Consider the following 20,984-nt stretch of genomic DNA (forward strand, 5'->3'; position numbering starts at 1 on the left):
AAACGCGCCTGCAAGATGCCGACTGGATGGCCGCCGCCGCGCGGCTCGCCTCCCGCGCGCGCCCTGCCTCGCGCCCCAATCCCGGGGTCGGAGCATTGGTGGTGCGGGAGGGCCGGGTGATCGCGCGCGGCTGGACCCGGCCCGGCGGGCGGCCCCACGCCGAAGCGATGGCGCTGGCGGGCCTGTCGCCGGCGGCGCTTGCGGGGGCAACGCTCTACGTCACGCTCGAACCTTGCGCGCATCAATCGGAGCGTGGCCCTGCCTGTGCCGATGTGATCGCAAGCGCCCGTCCGGCCCGGGTCGTGATCGGCCAGATCGACCCCGATCCGCGCACATCCGGAAAGGGCGTCGCCCGGCTTGAGGCAGCGGGGATTGGCGTGACCGTTTTAGGGGACACGGCATCTGCGGCGAGCCTCGCGGGCTTCCTTGCCCGCCAGCGGATGGGGCGGCCCTGGGTCACTCTGAAGCTCGCGACGTCGCTCGATGGCTGCATTGCCCTCGCCGATGGCACCAGCCAGTGGATCACGGGAGAGGCCGCACGCGCTCATGTCCATGCGCGGCGCGCGCAGGCGGATGCGATTCTTGTCGGCGGGGGAACCTGGCGTGCCGACGCACCCCGTCTCGATGTGCGCCTGCCGGGGCTGGAGCGCCGTTCGCCGCAGCGCGTGGTGCTGACCAGCGGCACGGTGCCCGAGGGTGTCACTGCGCTCGCCGCGCCGGGCGACATCGCCGCTCTGGAGGGGGTGCAATACCTCTATGTCGAAGGCGGCGCAGCGACAGCCGCGGCCTTCCTTGCGGGCGATCTGGTGGACGAGTTGCACCTCTACACCGCGCCTGTGCTGATCGGTGACGGGCTTCGCGCGCTCGGCCCGCTGGGTCTCGCGCGACTGGATGAGGCCCATGGCCGCTGGCAATTGAGGGATCGCCGCCAGCTTGGCAGCGACGAATTCACCGCCTATCTGCGCACCCGCAACCCCTAGAGGAAACGCCCCATGTTCACCGGCATCGTTACCGCCATCGGCACCATCGCCGCCGCCGAGCAGCGCGGCGACCTGCGCTTGCGCATCACCGCCCCGCTAGATCCCGCGCGGATCGACATCGGCGCCTCGATCGCGTGCTCGGGCGTGTGCCTGACGGTGGTGGAGCGCGGCGGCACAGCGGGCGACGCGTGGTTCGATGTCGACCTGTCGGGCGAGACCGTCAGCCGCACCGTGCCGGGGATGTGGAACGCAGGCGCGCAGCTCAACATCGAGCCTTCGCTGCGCCTCGGTGACGAGCTCGGCGGGCATATCGTCACCGGCCACGTCGATTCGGTTGGCGAGGTGGTGAAGGTCGGCCGCGATGGTGACAGCTGGCAGGTCGCAATCCGCGCCCGCGCCGAGATGGCACCCTTTATCGCCGAGAAGGGCTCGATCACGGTCAATGGCGTGTCGCTGACGGTCAACGATGTGCGCGACCGGGCCGATCGCACCTGCGACTTCCTGCTCAACATCATTCCCCACACCGCCGCGGTGACGACGCTGGGCAGCCTAGCCGAAGGCGACCGGGTGAACCTCGAAATCGACGTGCTGGCGCGCTATCTCAAGCGGATGCAGAGCCTCGCTGCGGCGGGGTAACGCGGCCCTCTTGCGCAATCGGAGGAACCCCGACAGGTAAAGGCCTGTCAGCCAAGGGGAGCCTGCCAGAATGAAGCCAGTGTTCAAAGCCGCCTGCAGCCTTGCTGCCCTGATCGCAGCACCGCTTGCAGCAGAGCAGGGCTATTACCAGCACCCGGCAGCAAGCGGTGAATATCTGGTCTTCGCCAGCGAGGGTGACTTGTGGCGCACCTCGCGCGAGGGCGGGTCGGCGATCCGGCTGACCAATCACGAGGGCGAGGAGAGCGAGCCGCATATCTCGCCCGACGGCACCACCATCGCCTTTACCGCCAGCTATGACAGCGACCGGGATGTCTATGTCATGCCGCTGGCAGGCGGCACGCCCCGGCGGATGACCTTCGAAGGCGGATCGGTGCGCACGATCGGCTGGACCTATGACGGCAAGCTGGTGTTTGCCTCATCAATCACCGGGGGCGGGCAGGGCGAGGTGCTCTATACCGTCGATCCGGCTGGCGGCGAGCCCAAGGCGCTGCCGCTGTGGCGCGCCAATGACGCGACCTTCTCGTGGGCCAATCCGGGGCTGATGTACTTCACGCGCCGGGGCCTCGCGGCGCGCGCGCGCGACAATGCCGTCCTCTATCGCGGCGGCGGGATGGAGCAGCTGTGGCGCTGGAAGCTGGGCAGCACTGACGAGGCGGTGCAGATGCTCCCCGGCTTCGGCGCCCCGATCCGCTTTCCCATGGCCCATGCCGGGCGCATCTGGTTCGTGTCGGACAAGGCGGGCAAGGACATGGTGTGGTCGGTCGATGAAGCTGGCGGCGATGCCCGGCTGGAGTCCGACCCCCTGCCCTTCCCGGTGTTGCAGGCCTATCAGGACTCAGGCCGGATCTACCTCCAGAACGGGGCCGACATCATGGTGTTCTACCCCAATTACGGCCCCGGCATCCGAAAGCTCGACATCGACCTCGTTACCGACCGCGAACAGACCCGCGTGCGGGCGCTGGAAGATCCGCTGCGCTTCTTTGAAGGCGCGCGCATTTCGGCATCGGGCGAGATGGTCGCGGTCACCGCCCGTGGCCGCGCGGCGCTGGCGGCTCCGGGCCAGCTGCGCCGGATCGAACTGCCCGTGCCCCTTGCCGCGCGCGCCCGGCAGGTGGTGCAATCGCCCGATGGCAAACAGGTCTTCATGATCCTCGACCAGGGCGACCGCGGCGACATCGTCGCCATGCCCGCCGATGGCACCGGCACACCGACGCCGATCACCAAGGGCTATGACGCGCATATCTGGTCCTTCGCCCCCTCCCCCGACGGCAAGACCATCGTGGTGTGGGACAAGGCCGCGCGGCTCCAGAAGGTCGATGTCGCGACCGGTCGCGTCACCCTGCTCGCGCGCAACGAAAGCGGGGCCGACGATGCCTTCGGCGACATCGCCTTCGCCCCCGATTCCTCGCACATTGCCTATGCCGAGGTCTCGACCAGCGTGGGCGGCAACACCGCCGACATCATGATCCAGAACCTCGCCACGGCTGCGCGGGTTCAGGCCACTTCAGGCAAGTACAACAGCTATGCCCCCGCCTTCGCGCATGACGGGGCGTGGCTCTATTTCCTGTCCGATCGCAACTTCACCCCCGAACCCTCGGCGCCGTGGGGCGACCGCAACATGGGCACCGCCTTCAGCGAGCGGGGCGAGGCCTATGCCCTGCAACTCGATCCCGCCGCCGAATTCCCGATGCGCGAGGACAATGAGCTGGCCCGCTCGGCCGCAGAGGCCGAGGCGGAAGATGCCGGCGCAGCCGAGGACAAGAAGGAAGCCCCCGCCAAAGCGAAAGCCAAGGGCGACAAGGACGCGAAGGACGACAAGGCGAAGCCTGCCAAGATCGTCCTCGATGGCGTCGCCACGCGGCTGTGGAAGCTGCCGGTCAAGCCGGGGGTCGAGAGCTTTCTGCTGGCCAACGAGAAGTTCCTCTACACCCGCCGGGGCGAGAACATCGTCTCGATCGCGATCGACAAGAAGGACCCGCGCGAGGAAGTCTTTGCTGCGGGTGCGCGGGGGATGGAGCTTTCCGCCGACCGCGAAACTGCGCTGGTTCTGAGCAGCCCGGGCGACAAGCCGCAGCTCGCACTGGTGCCCGCCGCCGCCAAGTTCCCCGAAAAGCCTGCCCCGCATCAGGTGCGGTTGGGTGACTGGCGCCTCACCATCGACCCGCGCGCCGAGTGGCGGCAGATGTTCATCGACGCATGGCGCCTGCACCGCGACTTCCTCTACGATCCCAAAATGCGCGGGGTCGACTGGAACGCGGTGCGCGCCGCGCGCGAGCCCTTCCTCGACCGGATCGGCAGCCGCAGCGAGCTTGATGCTGTGCTGGGCGAGATGGCGGCGCAGGTCGGCATTCTCCACAGCCAGGTGCGCGGCGGCGAAGTGCGCAGTGACCGCGAAAACCCGGCGATGGCCTATCTCGGCGCGTCGGTCACGCCGGTGCCCGAGGGCTTGCGGATCGACACGATCCTGCGTGCCGAGCCTGACATGGTCGCATGGCTCCCCCCGCTGCGCCGCCCCGGTGTCGACGTAAAGGAGGGCGACGTGATCCGCCGCGTCGATGGCCGCGCAGTTGCCAGCCTTGCCGATCTCCAGACCGCGCTCGCCACCAAGGCCGGGCAGCAGGTGCGGCTCGATCTCAGCCGCGGGACGGCCAAGCTCAGCGCGATCATCGAGCCGATGACGAGCGAAGGCAATGTCCAGGCCCATTACCGCGACTGGGTGGAAGGCAAGCGCGCGCTGACCGAGAAGCTGTCTGTCGGGCAGATCGGCTATCTGCATCTGCGCGCGATGGGCGGCGCTGACCTTGCCAGCTTTGCGCGCGATTACTTCCCGCAGCTTTCCAAGCCCGGCCTCATCATCGACGTGCGCGGCAATAGCGGCGGGAACATCGACAGCCTGATCGTCGCCATGCTGCTGCGCCGGGCGTGGGCGTTCTGGGCCGAGCCGGACGGGCGCGGTGTCCCCACCACCAATATGCAAAACGCCTATCGCGGCCACATCGCCGTGCTGATCGACGAACGCACCTATTCCGACGGGGAGACCTTTGCCGCCGCGGTCAAGTCCCTCGGCATCGGCCCGCTGATCGGCACCCGCACGGCGGGCGCAGGGATCTGGCTGTCGGATCGCAACAGCCTTGCCGACCGCGGCATGCTGCGCGCGGCGGAGAATGCGCAATATTCGATCGACGGTCGCTGGATCCTCGAAGGGCGCGGCGTCTCGCCCGATGTCGAGGTGGAGAACCTGCCCAACGCGGCCTTCCGGGGCGAGGACGCGCAGCTCAAGACTGCCGTCGAGGTGCTGACCCAGACAATTGCCGCCAAGCCCGTGCCGCCACTGGTGCCCAAGCCGCTGCCCCCGCTGGGCACGCCGGGTGAGGATGTAAAGCCGCTGCCCCCGCGCTGATCACGCCGCCAGCGGCCCGGTCGCAAAGCTTTCGCGGGTGATGACATAGGTGAGGTGCGGGATCACCTCCCCGCCCGCCATGATGCGCTCCTCGCGCCGGTCGGTCAGCTGCGCGCCGATGTTTTCAAGCGCGCGGCGCGAGCGGGTGTTGGTTTCGCCGACCAGAAACCGCACCTCGGCCACACTCGCCAGCGCATGGGCGAGCATCAGGCGCTTCATTGCGTGGTTCCAGCGCCCGCCCCAATGCGAGCGCGCAAGGAAGGTCCACCCGATCTCGACCGATCCCCCGCCTGCGTCCTCCAGCCCCTGAAAGCGCGAGGAACCGATCACAGCGCTGGTCGCCGCATCCAAGGCCACCAGCGCGCCCCTGTTCGCCAAAGCATCCTCGAAGAAGGCGCGAAACACGGGTTCCTGCCAGCGATCATGCGCCGGGTGCTGCTCCCAGATCAGCGGATCGGACGCGACGGCGAACAGCGCCTCCCAGTCCTCCGGACGCAGGGGACGCAAGGTAACATGCTCGCCCTCCAGCACCGGCTGGCGGTCGAGCACCGGAGCGCCCTCTCAGACCGCCACCGCCGCCAGCGCGGCGATGAACTTGGGCAGGTTCGCCATGGTCAGCCCGGCGATGTTGATGCGTCCCGAAGCGGCCATGTAGATGCCGTGCTCTTCGCGCAAGGTGGCGACCTCTTCCTTGGTCACAGGGAGCATCGAGAACAGGCCGTTCTGCGTCCCCAACGGGGTCAGATCGACCCGCCCCGCCGTGCCGGCTGCCGCCAGCGCATCGCGCACCTGCCGCATCCGCGCACGCATGGTGTCGAGCTCGGCCAGCCATTGCGCGGTCATGTCGGGATCGCGCAGGATGATCCGCACTGCCGCACCGCCGTGATCGGGCGGCATCGACCAGCCCGCGCGGGCCAGCGCATTGGCGTTGGAGAAGGCGGTATCGAGCGCACCGGCCTCTGTCGCCATGATGTAGAACGCGCCCACGCGGTCGCGATACTGGCCGAAGTTCTTGTCGCAGGAATAGGCGATGAAGGCCTCCGGCACGGCGGCCAGCAGCGCGCGCATTCCGGCGGCGTCTTCCTCCATCCCATGCCCCAGGCCCTGATAGGCCGAATCGATGATCGGGAAAGTGCCGCTGGCGGCAAAGGCCTCGGCAATCGCCGCCCACTGGTCGGCGGTGTAATCAATGCCCGTGGGATTGTGGCAGCAAGCGTGGAGCAGCACTGCTTCATCGCTCGCCGCGCCATTGATCGCGGCGAGCACGGCATCGAGGTTGGCGGTGCCATCGGCCTGCGCGTGATCGAACGGCACCAGCTCCATGCCCAGATCGGCGAGGATCTGCGCGTGGTTGGGCCAGCTCGGCACGCCCATGTGAACGCGCTTCACCCCGGCCTTCTGCGCCAGCGCCAGCGCGAGCCGCACCGCGCCCGTCCCGCCCGGGGTCTGCATTCCCTGAATGCGACCACCCATGGTCGGGTCGCCCGCACCGAAAATATAGGGCATCAGCGCGTTGACGAAGCCCATGTCGCCTTCCGGGCCGAGGTAGGACTTGCTGTCCTGCGTATCGACCAGCACCTGTTCGGCCGCCTTGATCGCCGCGAACACCGGGGTCGCACCGTCATCGGTGCGGTAGACACCGACGCCAAGGTCGATCTTGTCCGCGCGCGGATCGGCTGCGTGGAGACGGATCAGGGCGAGCAGCGCGTCAGGCGCTTGGGGGCTGAGTCGTTCAAGCATCATGAGGCGCGCATGGCCCCCGCGCGTACGTATCGCAACCGGGTTTTCGTATTCAGCGACAGATTCTTGCGGTCAGAAGGGCAGCCACTTCTGTTCCTTGGAGAACTTCATGTAGCCCGCATTGACCCCGAGCCGCAGCCCCGCGCCGACCCGGATCGGGATCAGCACCACATCGCCGCGCCGCAGATAGCTGGCGTGCAGCCCGCCGACGAAATAGGCCTGCCCCTCGCCTGCCGGGAAGCGCTTGAACAGGTCCTCGGTGTCATGGAGGTTGTAGACCAGCACGAAGGTGTTCGCGGCATTGGCCCCGGCATCGAACCCGATAGACGGGCCGGTCCAGTAGACTTTCTGCTCGCCCTCGATCTTGTGATGCAGCGTGCCCGAGCCGTAACGCGCGCCGACGATGAACGCCCCGCCCGCCTCGCGCCCGACGATATAGCCATTGGGTTCGCCCTGCTTCTTCAGCAGGTCCTCGATTAGCTTGGCGAGGCCTTCCGCACCCTTCCCGAACACGCCCTCGGCCGCGCCGATCAGATCGTCCTCGCCATAGGTTTGTCCGGTGGCCGCAGGCGTTGCGACCGGGGCAGGGAGATCGGCGGGGGGCGCGTTCGCACCGGTCGGGGGCGCGGCATAATCGCCAAAAGTGCTGTCGACCGACGGTTCGGCAGGCTGCGGCTGCGCAGGCGGCTGGGGGTTCGACAGATCGCCGTCGATCCCCTGCGCGGCGGGCTGGCCATAGGTGATGTCGGGATCGAAGGTCTCGACATCCTGCGCCGCGGCAGGTGCGGTCAGCGCCAGCGCTGCCAAGGCACCGAGCGCATAGCTCAGGGCGCGGCGGCCGAAATCAGGAAGGCGGGCGATCATTGTGCTCATCATGCAGCCTTTCGCAAGCGCGTGTCAGCCCCGGATTGTTGCGCAGCGTAGCAGAATCGCTTTGCATTGCGCCCGCAACCGCTCGTCGCCGGAGCGAATCGGATTTGCGACGAGCCGTGCCGGGCTATCGTGCCAAGCCTGAACCCGTGCCGAACCGGGACGCTCGTCGGCGCGCCCGGCGCCCCTTGCGGCGGGTGCAACGATTTTTGCGAATGCCACCTTGCCGCCCCGCGCCGGGCCGACTATAGCCCCGCCCTCGCAGCCCAAGCTGATGCCCGGAGACGTGGGTGAGTGGCTGAAACCAGTTCCCTGCTAAGGAACCGTACTCTATCAGGGTACCGAGGGTTCGAATCCCTCCGTCTCCGCCACCGGCCTCTGGAAAGATTGGGTTTTTCCCCTCAAGGGGCGCCAGTTCCCATAAACGCTCCCCGATACGAGGTTTGTTTGGGTCGAGCGGCATGGCGGCGCAATTCTCTCTGCCCAAATCTGGATCACATACCGGTAGCGGCTTGGAAGGTGAGAACGGTACACACCCTACGCGACGGATCGCAGCATCTATTCGCGCAGATATGCTTTGCGTAACAGAGAGATAACCAGCATCTCTATAGATGGCAGTTTCCCAATGAGGTTCGGATAGGCCGAAATCTGCCAATCAGATCCGAGTGAAGCGCACTGAGCCCTCTGAAACGACGAGGCATTTTTGCGCGTGGCTGGCAAATCAGTTTTGATTGACCAGGTGGCTGCAAACCGGAGGTCGGCCACTGCTAGGCTGCATGGATCGCCTTCAGTCAGACACCCCGCCCGAGCTTCGCAACATCAAATCGCCGCGGGTCCGGTACCCGTAGCCATGTCGGCCACTGCCCGCATTAACCTCGCGCCTTATGCTTGATGACAGATCATTCCGGCGAACGACGATAGATCTGCCCTCAATGGCCGAGTTTGGGACTTTCCAGACGTTCACAGCGAAATCCCGAACGGCGGAATTTGCCGAGAACGGCCCTATTCGCCATTTGACATGATAATTATCATGTGAAAATCTGGACGGTAAAGGAGCACCCCATGGGCCGAGCCGAACAGAAAGCCGCCACACGCGAACGCATCCTCGATCTGGCCGCCGCACGGCTGCGGCGCGACGGGCTTGCGGGCAATGCCGTCCATGCCCTGATGCGCGATGCCGGGCTGACCCATGGCGGCTTCTACGTCCATTTCACCAGCAAGGAGGCGCTCGACATTGCCGCGCTGGAACGGGCGATGGCGAGCATCGGCAATCCCGCCAGGCACCTGCCGTCCGACCTTCCCCGCGCAGAGCTGCGCAAGCAGCTCGCGGCGCGCTATCTTTCGCGCTCTCATCGCGATCATCCCGAAACCGGGTGCCCGCTTTCGGCGCTGCTGAGCGAGGTTCCACACGGCAGCGATGCCTTCCGCGAAGCCTATGCCGCCTGCGTCGCCGGTTCATTGCTCGACCGCCAACAGGAGCTGGGGCCGACCCCGCCGGGCGAGGATATCGCCCTGCTCGCGCTGGCGCTGGGCGGGCTGGCGCTGGCCCGCGCCCTGCCCGATGCGGCGGCGTCCGACGCCGTGCTGCGCGCCTGCCGCGATGCCAGCGCCGTGCTGGCCGATGCCTTCGAGGAACACCGGGGAGAGGACGCATGAGCAACGACTGGCAAGCCACCGCTTGCATGATCTGTTCGGTCAATTGCGGGATCGAAGTGCAGACCGATGCGAATCGCATCACCCGCGTCCGGCCCGATCAGAACCACCCTGTCACCAAGGGCTATGTCTGCGAGAAGGCCCAGCGCATGGACGCCTACCAGCAGGGGCGCGACCGGCTGTCCTCGCCGATGCGGCGGCGGGCCGACGGGACTTACGAGCCGGTCGATTGGGACACGGCGATAAGCGAAGTCGCTGCGCGGCTCGCCGCCGTGCGCGATGCTCATGGCGGCGAGAGCATTTTCTATTACGGCGGGGGCGGACAGGGGAACCACCTCCCCGGCGTTTATGCGCAGGCGACCCTTGCCGCGCTGGGCGTGCGGTATCGCTCCAACGCGCTCGCGCAGGAAAAGACTGGCGAGGCCTGGGTGCAGGCGCGGATGTTCGGCTGCGGGATGCACCATGATTTCGAACACGCCGAGGTCGCGCTGCTGATCGGCAAGAACCCGTGGCAGTCGAACGGCTTTCCCCGCGCCCGGCTGGTGCTGCGCGAAATCGCCGCCGATCCCGACCGGGCGATGATCGTGATCGATCCGCGCCGCAGCGAGACAGCGGCGATGGCCGATTATCACCTCGCGATCCGGCCGGGCACCGATGCCTGGTGCCTTGGCGCGCTGGCGGCGATCCTGGTGCAGGAAGAGCTGCACAAGGCCGCCTGGATGGACGAACACGTCGCCAATGCCGAACCCGTGCTCGATCTGCTGCGCCGCATTCCGGTGAGCGAATTCGCGCGGGTCTGCGATGTTGACGAGGCTCTGCTGCGCGCCGCTGCCCGCCGGATGGCGCAGGCCGAGACCATGGCTTCGATGGAAGATCTGGGCATGCAGATGGGCGTCCATTCGACGCTCGGCTCCTATCTCCACCGCCTGATCATCGGGCTGACGGGCAGTTTCGGACGCAAGGGCACCAGCTATGCCTTCGTGCCTTTCCGCCCGCTTGGCGGCGGCGCGGCGGGCGGGGCTTCGGGCGCATCGAGCGGAGAGCGCAATTTCCGGCGTTCGCCGGTCACCGGCTTTCCGGTGATCATGGGCCTGATCCCCTGCAACGCGATCACCGAGGAAATCCTCACCGATCACCCGCACCGCTTCCGCGCGATGATCGTCGAAAGCGCAAACCCGGTCCACTCACTGGCGGATTCGCAGCGCATGCGCGAGGCGCTGCGGGCGCTCGATTTCAGCGTCGTGATCGATGTCGCCATGACCGAGACGGCGAGCGAGGCCGATTACGTTCTGCCCGCTTGCAGCCAGTTCGAAAAGGCCGAGGCGAGCTTCTTCAACTTCGAACCGGCTGAAAACGCCTTCCAGCTGCGCCGCCCGCTGTTTGCGCCGCGGTCGGGCACGCTGGAGGAAGGGGCGATCCACACGCGCCTGTGCCAGGCGCTGGGCGCGCTCGATCCGGCCGATGTTTCACCGTTGCGGGCGGCGTCGGGCAATCTCGATCACTTCGCCATGGCCTTTGCGCAGGCGACAGCGGCCAAGCCCGAACTGATGCCTATCGCGCCGGTGCTGCTCTACGGCGCGCTTGCCGAGGCTCTGCCGCAAGGCTTCTCCAACGCGGCGGCGCTGTGGGGCGTGTCCCAGCTGTTTGTCCGCAATTTCCCCGAGGAAGCCGCCGGAGCAGGCTTCACCGGCCCGCTCGCGGGCAACCGCCTGTTCGAGGCAATCCTCGGCTCGCCCTCGGGCGTGGTGTTCTCGCGGATCGAGCCTGGCGGGTGGCATCTGGTGCGCCAGCCGGGGCACCGCATCAATCTCCACATCCCCGAAATGCTCGATCTGCTGGTGGCGCTCGATCCGGCCGGGCCGCCGGTCGATCCGCAATTCCCGCTGATCCTGTCCGCGGGCGAGCGGCGCACCGAAACCAGCAACACCAGCATCCGCGATGCGACTTGGCTGCGGCGCGGGACGCTGGAGAGCACCTTGCGGATCAGCCCCGAGGACGCCGCAAGCCTAGGGCTGGCCGATGGCGATGCGGTGGAAGTGGTGACGACGCGGGGCCGGGCGCGCACCATCATCGAGCTGCACGAGGGCTGCCGTCCGGGCCACATCTCGCTGCCCAACGGCCACGGGCTCGATGTGCGGCAGGCGGATGGCTCGATCCGGCGGCAGGGCGTCGCGCTCAACAATCTCACCGATTACCGCTGGCGCGATCCGATTGTCGGCACGCCCTGGCACAAATATGTTCCCGCCCGGATCGAGCGGGTGGCCTGAAGGAGCGCCAAGCGATGACCTTGTTTCGCATCTATCTCGCCGCATGGATCGTGGCGATCGGCGCCTACACCGCCGTGACAATCGCCAATCACGGGTTGGACCTGCTGCCGGTGTTCTTCGGCGACATGGCCGAGATGGCGTGGCCCGGCCAGTTCAATGTCGACTTCCTCGGCTTTCTGTGTCTGGGCGGGGTGTGGCTGGCGTGGCGGCACCATTTCAGCCTTGGCGGGATCGCGCTGGGGCTGTTCGTCTTCGCCGGGGGCATGCCCTTTGTCGCGAGCTACCTGCTGTTTCAAAGCTGGCGCAGCCGCGGCGATGTCGCGGTGATGCTGCTGGGCGAGGCGCGGGCGCATTCGCTGGGCCGCTTGGCATGAGGCCGGAGGCCCTCAGGACCCCCGACAGCCTTTTCGAGGGCCTGCCGGGCTACCCTTTCGCGCCCAACTATATCGAGAATCTACCGGGCTATGATGGCCTTCGGGTCCACTATCTCGACGAAGGCCCGCGCAATGCGGCGGTGACCTTCCTGTGCCTCCACGGCCAGCCCGCGTGGTCCTATCTCTACCGCAAGATGATCCCGGTGTTTGCTGGAGCCGGCCACCGCGTGATCGCGCCCGATCTGCTGGGCTTTGGCCGCTCGGACAAGCCGGTGGACGAGGCGGCCTATACCTTCGCTTTCCATCGCGGGATGCTGATGGCGCTGATCGCGGCGCTCGATCTGAGGAACGTGGTGCTGGTGTGCCAGGACTGGGGCGGCATCCTCGGCCTCACCATCCCGCCCGCCATGCCTGACCGCTTCACGCGCCTGCTGGCGATGAACACCACCATCCCGGTCGGGCAGCCGGTGAGCGAGGGCTTCGCCAGCTGGCGCGCGTTCAATCGCAGCCGCCCCGATCTCGATATCGCCGCCCTGTTCCTGCGTAGCCAGCCCGGCCTTTCGGCAGAGGAGGCGGCGGCCTATGCCGCGCCCTTCCCCGATGCCCGCTACAAGGCCGGGGTGCGACGCTTTCCCGAACTGGTGATGACCGATCCCGGCATGCCCGGCATCGCCGAAGCCGAAAGGGCGGTGCGCTTCTGGCGCGAGGAATGGCAGGGCGAGAGCTTCATGGCGGTGGGGATGCTCGACCCGGTGCTCGGCCCCGATGTCATGGCCGCCTTGCGCGCTGGCATCCGCGGCTGCCCGCCGCCGATGGGAGTGCCCGACGGGGGCCATTTCGTGCAGGAGCGGGGCGATGCCATCGCCCGCGCCGCGCTCGCGGCTTTCGGAGTCTGATCATGGCGCAGGGAATGACAAAGGACGGCATCGCCTGGACGTCGGCGGGCAGCCGTTAGCTTCGGGCTGTCTGCTGGGTCGACGCCTCGCAATCGGCTGTAAGCGACTGCCATCTCCAGTGCATCATCTGTGTGGTTGAGCCCTCGGTATCGGCATTCTTCAATCCAACGCTCGAGCTTGTTGGCTTTCGTGTAGCAGGCTTGGACCCATTTTTCGCTTCGGTGGCAGTCGCCAGCGACATTCTCGACTGCCTGGTCATAGGTCTTGCCTTCTTCGGTCATCATTACAGTTACTTGGCGACCGACCTCGATCTGGTGCAGCTCCGATCGAAACTTACGGACAAGGCGGCTGTGGCGGGTGTGTCGCACCGTCAGCTTTGATCCAGCTGGACGACCGTCGAGCGCATCAGCCAATGCTTCTCGCGTGCGAGCCTCGATCGGCTGCTTTGACCGAAGCAGATTGGAAAGGTGCCGGCCCGGTTCGTCAACCAGACCGGCAAGGCTCAACTGAACCAGCAGGTTAAGGTCGACCTGACCAAGACCGTACTTCGCCAAACCGTCTCTCCCGCACGCGTCAACACCAAAGCCAGACAAGAGGCGTCCAAACTGGCCATATCAGCTCATCGCGCTTCGCCAGCCTACCGCAAACTTCAGCCTTTCCACGGCCCGCGTGTCGAACGTTGCCGGACTCCGTCGGATGCGGTCGGATCGAAAGGTGCCCCGGCCAAATTGGCCAAAAATGGTTGTTGCTTCAACCGGCTCGACGTAACCAGCCGACATGAACCCCGTAGAAATCGGCGACGCCATAACCGACCTCGCGCAGCAGCCGTTTGACGCTGCCGAGTTCCCGTTCCAGTTCCTCGAAGCCTTCGGCAACAAGAAGACCGCGATCGACCGGCTGCGCAAGGGCAACACCAACCAGTCCGACATCCCCGGCGCCGTCCTCCAGCGCAGCCACATCCACATCGCCACCTGCCAACCCGGCACCGTCGGCGACACCCTGACGGCCCTGCGCAGCAGCCCCAAGACCACCAGCCAGAAAGCCCGCTTCATCCTCGCCACCGATGGTGACCGGTTCGAGGCCGAGGACGTCACCACCGGCGAAACCGTCGTCTGCGATTACCCCGATTTCGCCAACCACTTTGGCTTCTTCCTCCCGCTCGCCGGCATCACCACCGTCGCCCAGATCCGCGAGAGCAGCTTCGACATCCGCGCCACCGGGCGTCTCAACAAGCTCTACGTCACCCTCTTGCAGGACAACCCTGAGTGGGCCGCGGCCGACCGCCGCAGCGACATGAACCACTTCATGGCCCGGCTGATCTTCTGCTTCTTCGCCGAGGACACCGACATCTTCCACTCCGGCTACAAGTTCACCGAGACGGTGACCCGGATGACCAGCGGCGGAGCGGACAACACCCACGAGGTGATCCAGGAACTGTTCCGCGCCATGAACACCCCGCTGGCCGATCGCACGGCGGCGGGCATCAAGACGTGGGCGAACGGCTTTCCCTACGTCAACGGCCAGCTCTTCAGCGGCAACATCGACGTCCCCCGCTTCAGCCGCACCGCGCGCGGATACCTTATCCACATCGGCAATCTCGACTGGACCAAGATCAACCCCGACATCTTCGGCTCGATGATCCAGGCGGTCGCCGATGACGAGGAGCGCGGCGCGCTCGGCATGCATTACACCAGCGTGCCGAACATCCTGAAGGTGCTTAACCCGCTGTTCCTTGACGATCTGCGAGCGAAGCTGGAGGAGGCGGGCGACAACGCGCGCAAGCTGCTCAACCTGCGCAATCGGATGGCCAAGATCCGTGTGTTCGACCCGGCCTGCGGCAGCGGCAACTTCCTCGTGATCGCCTACAAGGAGATGCGGGCGATCGAGGCCGAGATCAACAAGCGGCGCGGCGAGCCCGATCGTCGCAGCGAGATCCCGCTCACCAACTTCCGCGGCATCGAGCTGCGCGACTTCCCGGCGGAGATTGCCCGGCTGGCGCTGATCATCGCCGAATACCAGTGCGACGTGCTCTATCGCGGACAGAAGGAAGCGCTGGCCGAGTTCCTGCCATTGGACAGCCAGAACTGGATCACCTGCGGCAACGCCCTGCGGCTCGACTGGCTGAGCATCTGCCCGCCGACCGGAACGGGGGTAAAGGTGCGCGGGGATGACTTGTTCCAGACGCCGCTGGATCAGTCGGAGATCGACTTCGAAAATGCTGGGGGTGAGACCTATATCTGCGGGAACCCGCCTTACATCGGCTACAATAAGCAATCCGCTCACCAAAAGAGCGACCTTGAAAACGTCTTTTCAAAACACCTGAAGCGTTGGGGTAATCTCGATTACGTTGCTGCTTGGATTTTCAAAGCTGCGCTCTTCATGCAGCAGACGGAGTCTTCCTGCGCGTTCGTTACGACGAACACCATTTGCCAAGGCGGTCAGGTGCCAATTCTCTGGCCAGAGATATTCGCTCGCGGTGCTCGCATCAACTTCGCGCACACATCGTTCAAATGGGCTAATTTGGCGTCTCGGAATGCGGGGATCACCGTTATCATTGTGGGCCTGTCGAAAGGCGCGCCAGGTGGTGGAGCTCGGCTGTATTCAATCGATGCAGACGGGCTGACAAATGTTGCTGTTGTCGAGAACCTAAATGGTTACCTCGTTCCTGCGGCGAACGTGTTCGTTCGCGCGGAGCAAACGCCGGTCTCCGGCTTATCGAAGATGAATTTCGGGAACCACCCATACTACGGAGGCCCATTGATCTTCGACAAGGAGACAGCCCGCCAGCTGATCGAGCGTGAACCTATTCTAGGAGAGTTTCTGCGCCCTATATACGGGTCAACGGAAGTCATATCTGGCCTGCCGCGCGTGTGCATCTGGGCGACTGATGATCAAGCAGCAACCATTCTGAGTGTGGAGTCGATTGCCGATCGCCTAAATGCTGTGCGCAACATGCGCGCTGAGAAGCTTCAGGATGGAACGGCGCAGCAACTTGCTGACAAACCTTATCGGTTCCGTGATCAAAATTCGGCAGGTCGGTGGTTCATAGCGGTTCCGCAGACTACATCTGAAAACCGCGAATATCTTCCGTGTGACTTATTGACGGAGCGAGCGGTTGTAACGTTCAAATGCTTCGCGCTTAACGATGCTCCACTTTGGAATATGGCGCTGATTGCTTCACGCCTTCACTGGGTTTGGATAGGGACAGTTTGCGCCCGGATGAGAACTGACTTCTCGTATTCCAACACCCTTGGTTGGAACACCTTCCCGCTCCCTAAGCTGACCGAGCAGAACAAGGCCGACCTCACGGTTTGCGCCGAGAACATCCTGCTCGCGCGCGAGGCGCACTTCCCCGCCACCATCGCCGATCTCTACGATCCCGAAGCCATGCCCGAAAACCTCCGCCGCGCCCACGAGGAGAACGACGAAACCCTCGAACGCATCTACATCGGCCGCCGCTTCAAGAACGACACCGAACGCCTCGAAAAGCTGTTCGAACTCTACACCAAGATGACCGGCAAGGGGAAAGCGGCGTGAGCACCCCGGATCGGTCGCCCGGCTGGGACAAGCGCGCAGTCAACCGCATCGCCAAGGAACAATACGGCGGTCTGCGCGCAATGTTCGACGCGCACGGCTGGTCCACCGACGGGCGCGTGATCAGCCAGATCGCACCGACAAAGGTTGTGGGGACCTATCGCAGCATCGAGGCATTCGAGCTCGCCCATGCCTACGGACGAGACAGGAACTTCATTCTCGACCCGCTTGCGGTCTTGCGAGAGCCTGAGCCGAAGGTTCTGCTGACCAGCTATTTCGGTTTCACACCCTGGGACTGGCCATGCCTGACCTTCACCGATATGGGACGCCGTGATACCATCATCGCCGAAAGCCGCCCTGGCTTCCTCGCTGTAACCTACGGCTCCACCAGCCGACAAACGCACGAGAGCGAGCGCGGACGCCTCTTGGGGATATATCAATGCTCGCACCGCGCCGGGCCGACCGACCAATTTCTCTCGCCTCAGGGCCTGAAGCGCAAACGACAGGTTGAGCCTAGCGCGGCGTCATGGGCTTATGCGATCGAGGCCATCAGAGCATGGAGTGTGCCGACTGATAGCGCGCCGCTGATCAGCGAATTTGCGCCGACCACATACGCTCCCAATCGCGGCACACCGCTTAGTCGCTACGGTGCCTGGCTCACTCCCGAAGAGGCTCGGGGGATCCTCAATCTAGACCTCGTGCCGGAGCCAACCCCATGGGGGTGGGAAGCCGTCGAAAGTAAGCTTGCCCCAGCTCATGAGGCCCTGAAGCCAAGCCGTCCCGGCCCCGTTTCCCAGAACGCGTTTATGGTCCGTGAGTCTGAAGGGCCCAAGCATCTCTACATGTTGCAATTGAATGGAAACGCCGACCACTTCCTCGGAAGATCTTCGTTGGGCCTTAGAATAATCAAAGTCGGATTTTCAAAGAGCCCGACGACTCGCTGCGATGCCTTCAACAGTGCGCTTCCCAAGGGTGCCTTCGAGTGGTCCGTGGCGAAATCGACACGAAGGGAAGGGCGTCAGCCTTTTGCTACTTCTCATGCGGCCAAGGCCGGGGAGCAAAGAATGATCCGAAGCCTAGTCGATGCGGCGGAACCTCTTGGAGGCGAGTTCTTTTTGGCTTCCGATCGTGCAATCGAAGAAGCATGGAAAATTGGCATCGAGACAGCAGAAGGTTGGAGACCATGACCGCCGCCAAACCGATCCCTGCCGTATCATTCCAGACCGCCCGCAGCGGCGCATCGACCAACGCCAACGAACTCGGCATGCGTCCCATGCAGGAACGCGCCTATAACAAGCGCGGCGAGCAATACCTGCTGATCAAGTCGCCCCCTGCTTCTGGCAAGAGCCGGGCGCTGATGTTCATCGCGCTCGACAAGCTGCATAATCAGGGGCTGCGTCAGGCGATCATCGTGGTGCCGGAAAAGTCGATCGGCGGCAGCTTCGGCGACGAGCCGCTGTCGCAATATGGCTTCTGGGCGGACTGGTCGGTCAAGCCGAAGTGGAACCTGTGCAACACGCCCGGCGCAGATGACGAGAAGGCTGATCCGTCCAAGATCAAGGCGGCCGGCCATTTCCTCGAAAGCGATGATCAGGTGCTGGTCTGCACCCATGCCACCTTCCGCTTCGTCGTGGAGCGGTTCGGCGTCGAGGAATTCGACGATCGCCTCATCGCCGTGGACGAGTTCCACCACGTCTCGGCCGGCGAGGACAATCGCCTCGGCAACCAGCTCACCGAGTTCATCGCCCGCGACAAGGTGCATATCGTGGCGATGACCGGGAGCTATTTCCGCGGCGATGCGGTGCCGGTTTTAACCCCCGAGGACGAGGCGAAGTTCGAGACCGTCACCTACACCTATTACGAGCAGCTCAACGGGTATGAGCACCTCAAGCAGCTCGACATCGGCTATTTCTTCTACACCGGGCGCTATCTGGAGGCGATCGAGCACTGCCTCGATCCCTCCCGCAAGACGATCGTGCACATCCCTTCGGTCAACGCTCGGGAAAGCACCAAGGACAAGGTCGCCGAGGTCAACGAGATCTTGCACTACCTCGGCAAATGGCAGGGCGCTGATCCTGTCACAGGTTTCGAGCTGGTCGCGATGTCCGATGGCCGGGTGCTCAAGATCGCCGATCTGGTCGACGACAGCGATCCGGCACGCAGGACGAAAGTGCTGGCGGCGCTGAAGGACCCGGCACACAAGAATGATCGCGATCACGTCGATATCATCATCGCGCTGGGTATGGCGAAGGAAGGCTTCGACTGGATCTGGTGCGAACACGCGCTGACAGTTGGCTACCGCTCCAGCCTCACCGAAATCATCCAGATCATCGGCCGTGCCACCCGCGATGCTCCCGGCAAGTCGGTCGCGACCTTCACCAACCTGATCGCCGAGCCTGATGCCTCGGAAGCCGCCGTCGCCGATGCGATCAACGACACCCTCAAGGCGATCGCCGCCAGCCTGCTGATGGAACAGGTGCTGGCCCCGCGGTTCACCTTCAGCCCCAAGAACGCGGGCCCGCTGCCCGATTTCGACTACGGGCCGGAAGGCTATCAGGAAGGCAAGGCAAACGTTGGCGTAAATGAGGAGCGTGGGCAGTATCACTTCGAGATCGCCGGTCTCGTCACGCCCAAGAGCCCCGAAGCTGCCCGCATCTGCGAACAGGACCTGAACGAGGTGATCGCCGCCTTCGTCCAGAAGAAGAGCGTGGCCGAGCGCGGATTGTTCGACGAAAACACTGCGCCGCAGGAAATGACTCAGGTCGCCATGGGCAAGATCGTCCGCGATCGCTATCCCGACCTCAGTGCCGAGGACCAGGAGGCGGTTCGCCAGCATGCGATTGCGGCGCTGAACCTGACCCAAAAGGCGAAATCGCTGGCGATGGGAACGGCCGACGTGACCGAAGGCGAGCAGCGCGCCAACACGGCGTTGCTGGAAGGGGTCCGGCAATATGCGATGGACGTCCGCGAGCTCGACATCGACCTCATCGACAGCATCAATCCATGGCATGCCGCTTACGCGGTTCTGGCCAAGGCCATGACTGAAAGCACTCTCAAACAGGTTCAGGCAGCGATTTCGGCCAAGCGCACCAAGATCCTGCCGGATGAGGCCAAGGAGCTCGCCGTCGCCGCCGTTAAATTCAAGAAGGAGCGTGGCCGCGTTCCGTCGATCACATCAAGCGACGCCTGGGAACAGCGCCTTGCAGAGGGTGCGGCCGCCTTTATGCGGTTTCGCGAGGAAGGCCGCTATGAGTGAATTCGATCTCGACGAGCTGGCAGGCGAACTTGCCGATTTCGCCCCCGCAGCGAAGAAGCAGGCGACATACACTGCGCGCGAAGAGCGCATCATCGCCGGCTTCGAGGATATCGTGCGCTTCTATGAGGAGCACGGCCGCGTGCCGCAGCATGGTGAGGGACGCGACATCTTTGAGCGGCTTTATGCTGTCCGCCTCGATCGCCTACGTGCGCAGCAGGACTGCCGGGATCTTTTGGCAACCTTCGATCGGCATGGCCTGCTGGATGGGGCGGCCGCCATTGCCCCTGACGACGCGGAACTCGGCGTGGACGATCTGGCCTCGGAGCTAGCGGATCTAGCTGGCGGCACGGACATCACCCAGCTTCGACATGTTCGATCGGCGGAGGAAAAGCGGGCTGCTGAAGACATTGCCCGCCGCGACAAGTGTCACGACTTCGAGAAGTTCAAACTACTGTTCGAGCAGGTGAAACAGGACCTCGCCTCGGGCACGCGGGTGACCCGTCCCTTTGAGCTGAAGGCTGAGATCCGGCCCGGGGCCTTCTTCATCGTCGGCGGGCTCATCAGCTATGTCGCCGAAATGGACGACATCTTCACCAATGCGCAGGGGCGGACCGACGCCCGGCTGCGGGTGATCTTCGACAACGGCACCGAAAGCGGGATGCTGATGCGATCACTCCAGCGTCAGCTGCATGAGGACGATGCCGGGCGCCGGATCACAGACCCTTCGCCTGGCCCTTTGTTTGCTGATCGACCGGAGGATGGCGAAGCGGAAACGGGCACCATCTACGTGCTGCGCAGCAGGTCCGATCACCCCTTCGTAGCCGAGCACCGTGAGGTGGTGCACAAGATCGGCGTCACCAGTGGGTCGGTCGAGACCCGGATTTCCGGTGCCGAGAAGAGCTCTACCTATCTCCTCGCCGGCGTTGATGTTGTTGCGACCTACAAGGTCTACGGGGTCAATTGCCAGAAGCTGGAAAGCCTTCTGCACAAGGTATTCGCAGCCGCGCAACTGGATCTCACAATCCCTGACCGGTTTGGGCATATGGTCAAGCCGCGCGAGTGGTTTGTGGTCCCACTGCCGGTGATCAACGAAGCTGTCGAACGGATCCGTGACAGGTCGATCACGGCCTTTCGCTATTCGCCGGATGTCGGTCAGCTGGTAACAGCGACATGAGCTGTCCACCAGACCCAACGCCATCTCGCTTCCGAATCAAGTCGTAGGCCAAATCTAAGTCATCTTGGCTGTTGTTTCAGCGGCCCCAAGCCATGAATTGCAGCCAGAAAAAGCCTTCCGATTTTGACAGTTACGGGGCAGGTTTTGGATGCCAACTATGGTTTAGGTGGGGAACTGTGTGGG

General features: G+C 64.6%; 15 protein-coding genes and 1 tRNA gene. 13 read left to right on the forward strand and 3 right to left on the reverse strand.

Translation table 11 applies throughout. From position 1 onward, the window contains the following. Positions 1–8: 8 nt before the first annotated feature. The 3 genes from ribD (at position 9) to PS060_RS02625 (ending at position 5,037) form a co-directional block, all read left to right on the forward strand. Entirely contained in the window at positions 9–980 is a 972-nt protein-coding gene (ribD, locus tag PS060_RS02615) for a bifunctional diaminohydroxyphosphoribosylaminopyrimidine deaminase/5-amino-6-(5-phosphoribosylamino)uracil reductase RibD (protein ID WP_337960241.1), read from the forward strand. 12 nt (positions 981–992) lie between these two features. After that, positions 993–1,616 carry a riboflavin synthase gene (locus PS060_RS02620; protein ID WP_273985262.1) on the forward strand — a complete coding sequence of 208 codons (624 nt, stop codon included), beginning with the start codon at positions 993–995 and terminating at the stop codon, positions 1,614–1,616. A gap of 70 nt (positions 1,617–1,686) precedes the next feature. Further along, the gene (locus tag PS060_RS02625) at positions 1,687–5,037 is read left to right on the forward strand and encodes a S41 family peptidase (RefSeq protein WP_273985264.1); all 3,351 of its coding nucleotides are present in this window, start codon (positions 1,687–1,689) and stop codon (positions 5,035–5,037) included. On the opposite strand, the gene PS060_RS02630 is transcribed toward PS060_RS02625, so the two are convergent. The 3 genes from PS060_RS02630 to PS060_RS02640 all read right to left on the reverse strand — a co-directional run bounded on the left by PS060_RS02630 (position 5,038) and on the right by PS060_RS02640 (position 7,650). Further along, positions 5,038–5,586 (reverse strand): GNAT family N-acetyltransferase, encoded by a 549-nt coding sequence (locus tag PS060_RS02630; RefSeq protein ID WP_273985266.1) that lies wholly within the window; start codon positions 5,584–5,586, stop codon positions 5,038–5,040. It lies immediately after the preceding gene. A 12-nt stretch (positions 5,587–5,598) separates the two neighbouring features. Continuing rightward, positions 5,599–6,777: an amino acid aminotransferase gene (locus PS060_RS02635; RefSeq protein ID WP_273986829.1), complete on the reverse strand. Its 1,179-nt coding sequence runs from the start codon at positions 6,775–6,777 to the stop codon at positions 5,599–5,601. Between the two features lie 72 nt (positions 6,778–6,849). Then, complete coding sequence (locus PS060_RS02640) at positions 6,850–7,650, reverse strand: DUF1134 domain-containing protein (RefSeq protein ID WP_273986830.1); 801 nt, start codon at positions 7,648–7,650, stop codon at positions 6,850–6,852. 277 nt (positions 7,651–7,927) lie between these two features. On the opposite strand from PS060_RS02640, the gene PS060_RS02645 reads away from it, so the two are divergent. The 10 genes from PS060_RS02645 (at position 7,928) to PS060_RS02690 (ending at position 20,801) form a co-directional block, all read left to right on the forward strand. Further along, positions 7,928–8,018, forward strand: a tRNA-Ser gene (locus PS060_RS02645). Between the two features lie 691 nt (positions 8,019–8,709). Next, complete coding sequence (locus PS060_RS02650) at positions 8,710–9,303, forward strand: TetR/AcrR family transcriptional regulator (RefSeq protein ID WP_273985267.1); 594 nt, start codon at positions 8,710–8,712, stop codon at positions 9,301–9,303. Further along, entirely contained in the window at positions 9,300–11,567 is a 2,268-nt protein-coding gene (locus PS060_RS02655) for a molybdopterin-dependent oxidoreductase (RefSeq protein ID WP_273985268.1), read from the forward strand. Before PS060_RS02650 ends, PS060_RS02655 begins: the two co-directional genes overlap by 4 nt. 14 nt (positions 11,568–11,581) lie before the next feature. Further along, complete coding sequence (locus PS060_RS02660; protein ID WP_273985269.1) at positions 11,582–11,941, forward strand: hypothetical protein; 360 nt, start codon at positions 11,582–11,584, stop codon at positions 11,939–11,941. Further along, on the forward strand, positions 11,938–12,837 hold the full coding sequence (locus PS060_RS02665; RefSeq protein ID WP_273985270.1) for a haloalkane dehalogenase: 900 nt from the start codon (positions 11,938–11,940) through the stop codon (positions 12,835–12,837). The genes PS060_RS02660 and PS060_RS02665 overlap by 4 nt, the downstream gene beginning before the upstream one ends. A gap of 221 nt (positions 12,838–13,058) precedes the next feature. Beyond that, positions 13,059–13,217: a hypothetical protein gene (locus PS060_RS02670; protein WP_273985271.1), complete on the forward strand. Its 159-nt coding sequence runs from the start codon at positions 13,059–13,061 to the stop codon at positions 13,215–13,217. 397 nt (positions 13,218–13,614) lie between these two features. Then, the gene (locus PS060_RS02675) at positions 13,615–16,374 is read left to right on the forward strand and encodes a class I SAM-dependent DNA methyltransferase (RefSeq protein WP_273985272.1); all 2,760 of its coding nucleotides are present in this window, start codon (positions 13,615–13,617) and stop codon (positions 16,372–16,374) included. Then, positions 16,371–17,558 (forward strand): hypothetical protein, encoded by a 1,188-nt coding sequence (locus tag PS060_RS02680; protein WP_273985273.1) that lies wholly within the window; start codon positions 16,371–16,373, stop codon positions 17,556–17,558. Before PS060_RS02675 ends, PS060_RS02680 begins: the two co-directional genes overlap by 4 nt. Beyond that, a complete protein-coding gene (locus PS060_RS02685; RefSeq protein WP_273985274.1) occupies positions 17,555–19,627 on the forward strand; it encodes a DEAD/DEAH box helicase in 2,073 nt (690 codons plus the stop codon). The genes PS060_RS02680 and PS060_RS02685 overlap by 4 nt, the downstream gene beginning before the upstream one ends. Next, complete coding sequence (locus PS060_RS02690; RefSeq protein WP_273985275.1) at positions 19,620–20,801, forward strand: GIY-YIG nuclease family protein; 1,182 nt, start codon at positions 19,620–19,622, stop codon at positions 20,799–20,801. Before PS060_RS02685 ends, PS060_RS02690 begins: the two co-directional genes overlap by 8 nt. The last annotated feature ends 183 nt before the right edge of the window (positions 20,802–20,984 follow it).

This window comes from Erythrobacter sp. BLCC-B19 (assembly GCF_028621955.1).
In the GTDB taxonomy this organism is placed as follows: Bacteria; Pseudomonadota; Alphaproteobacteria; order Sphingomonadales; family Sphingomonadaceae; genus Erythrobacter.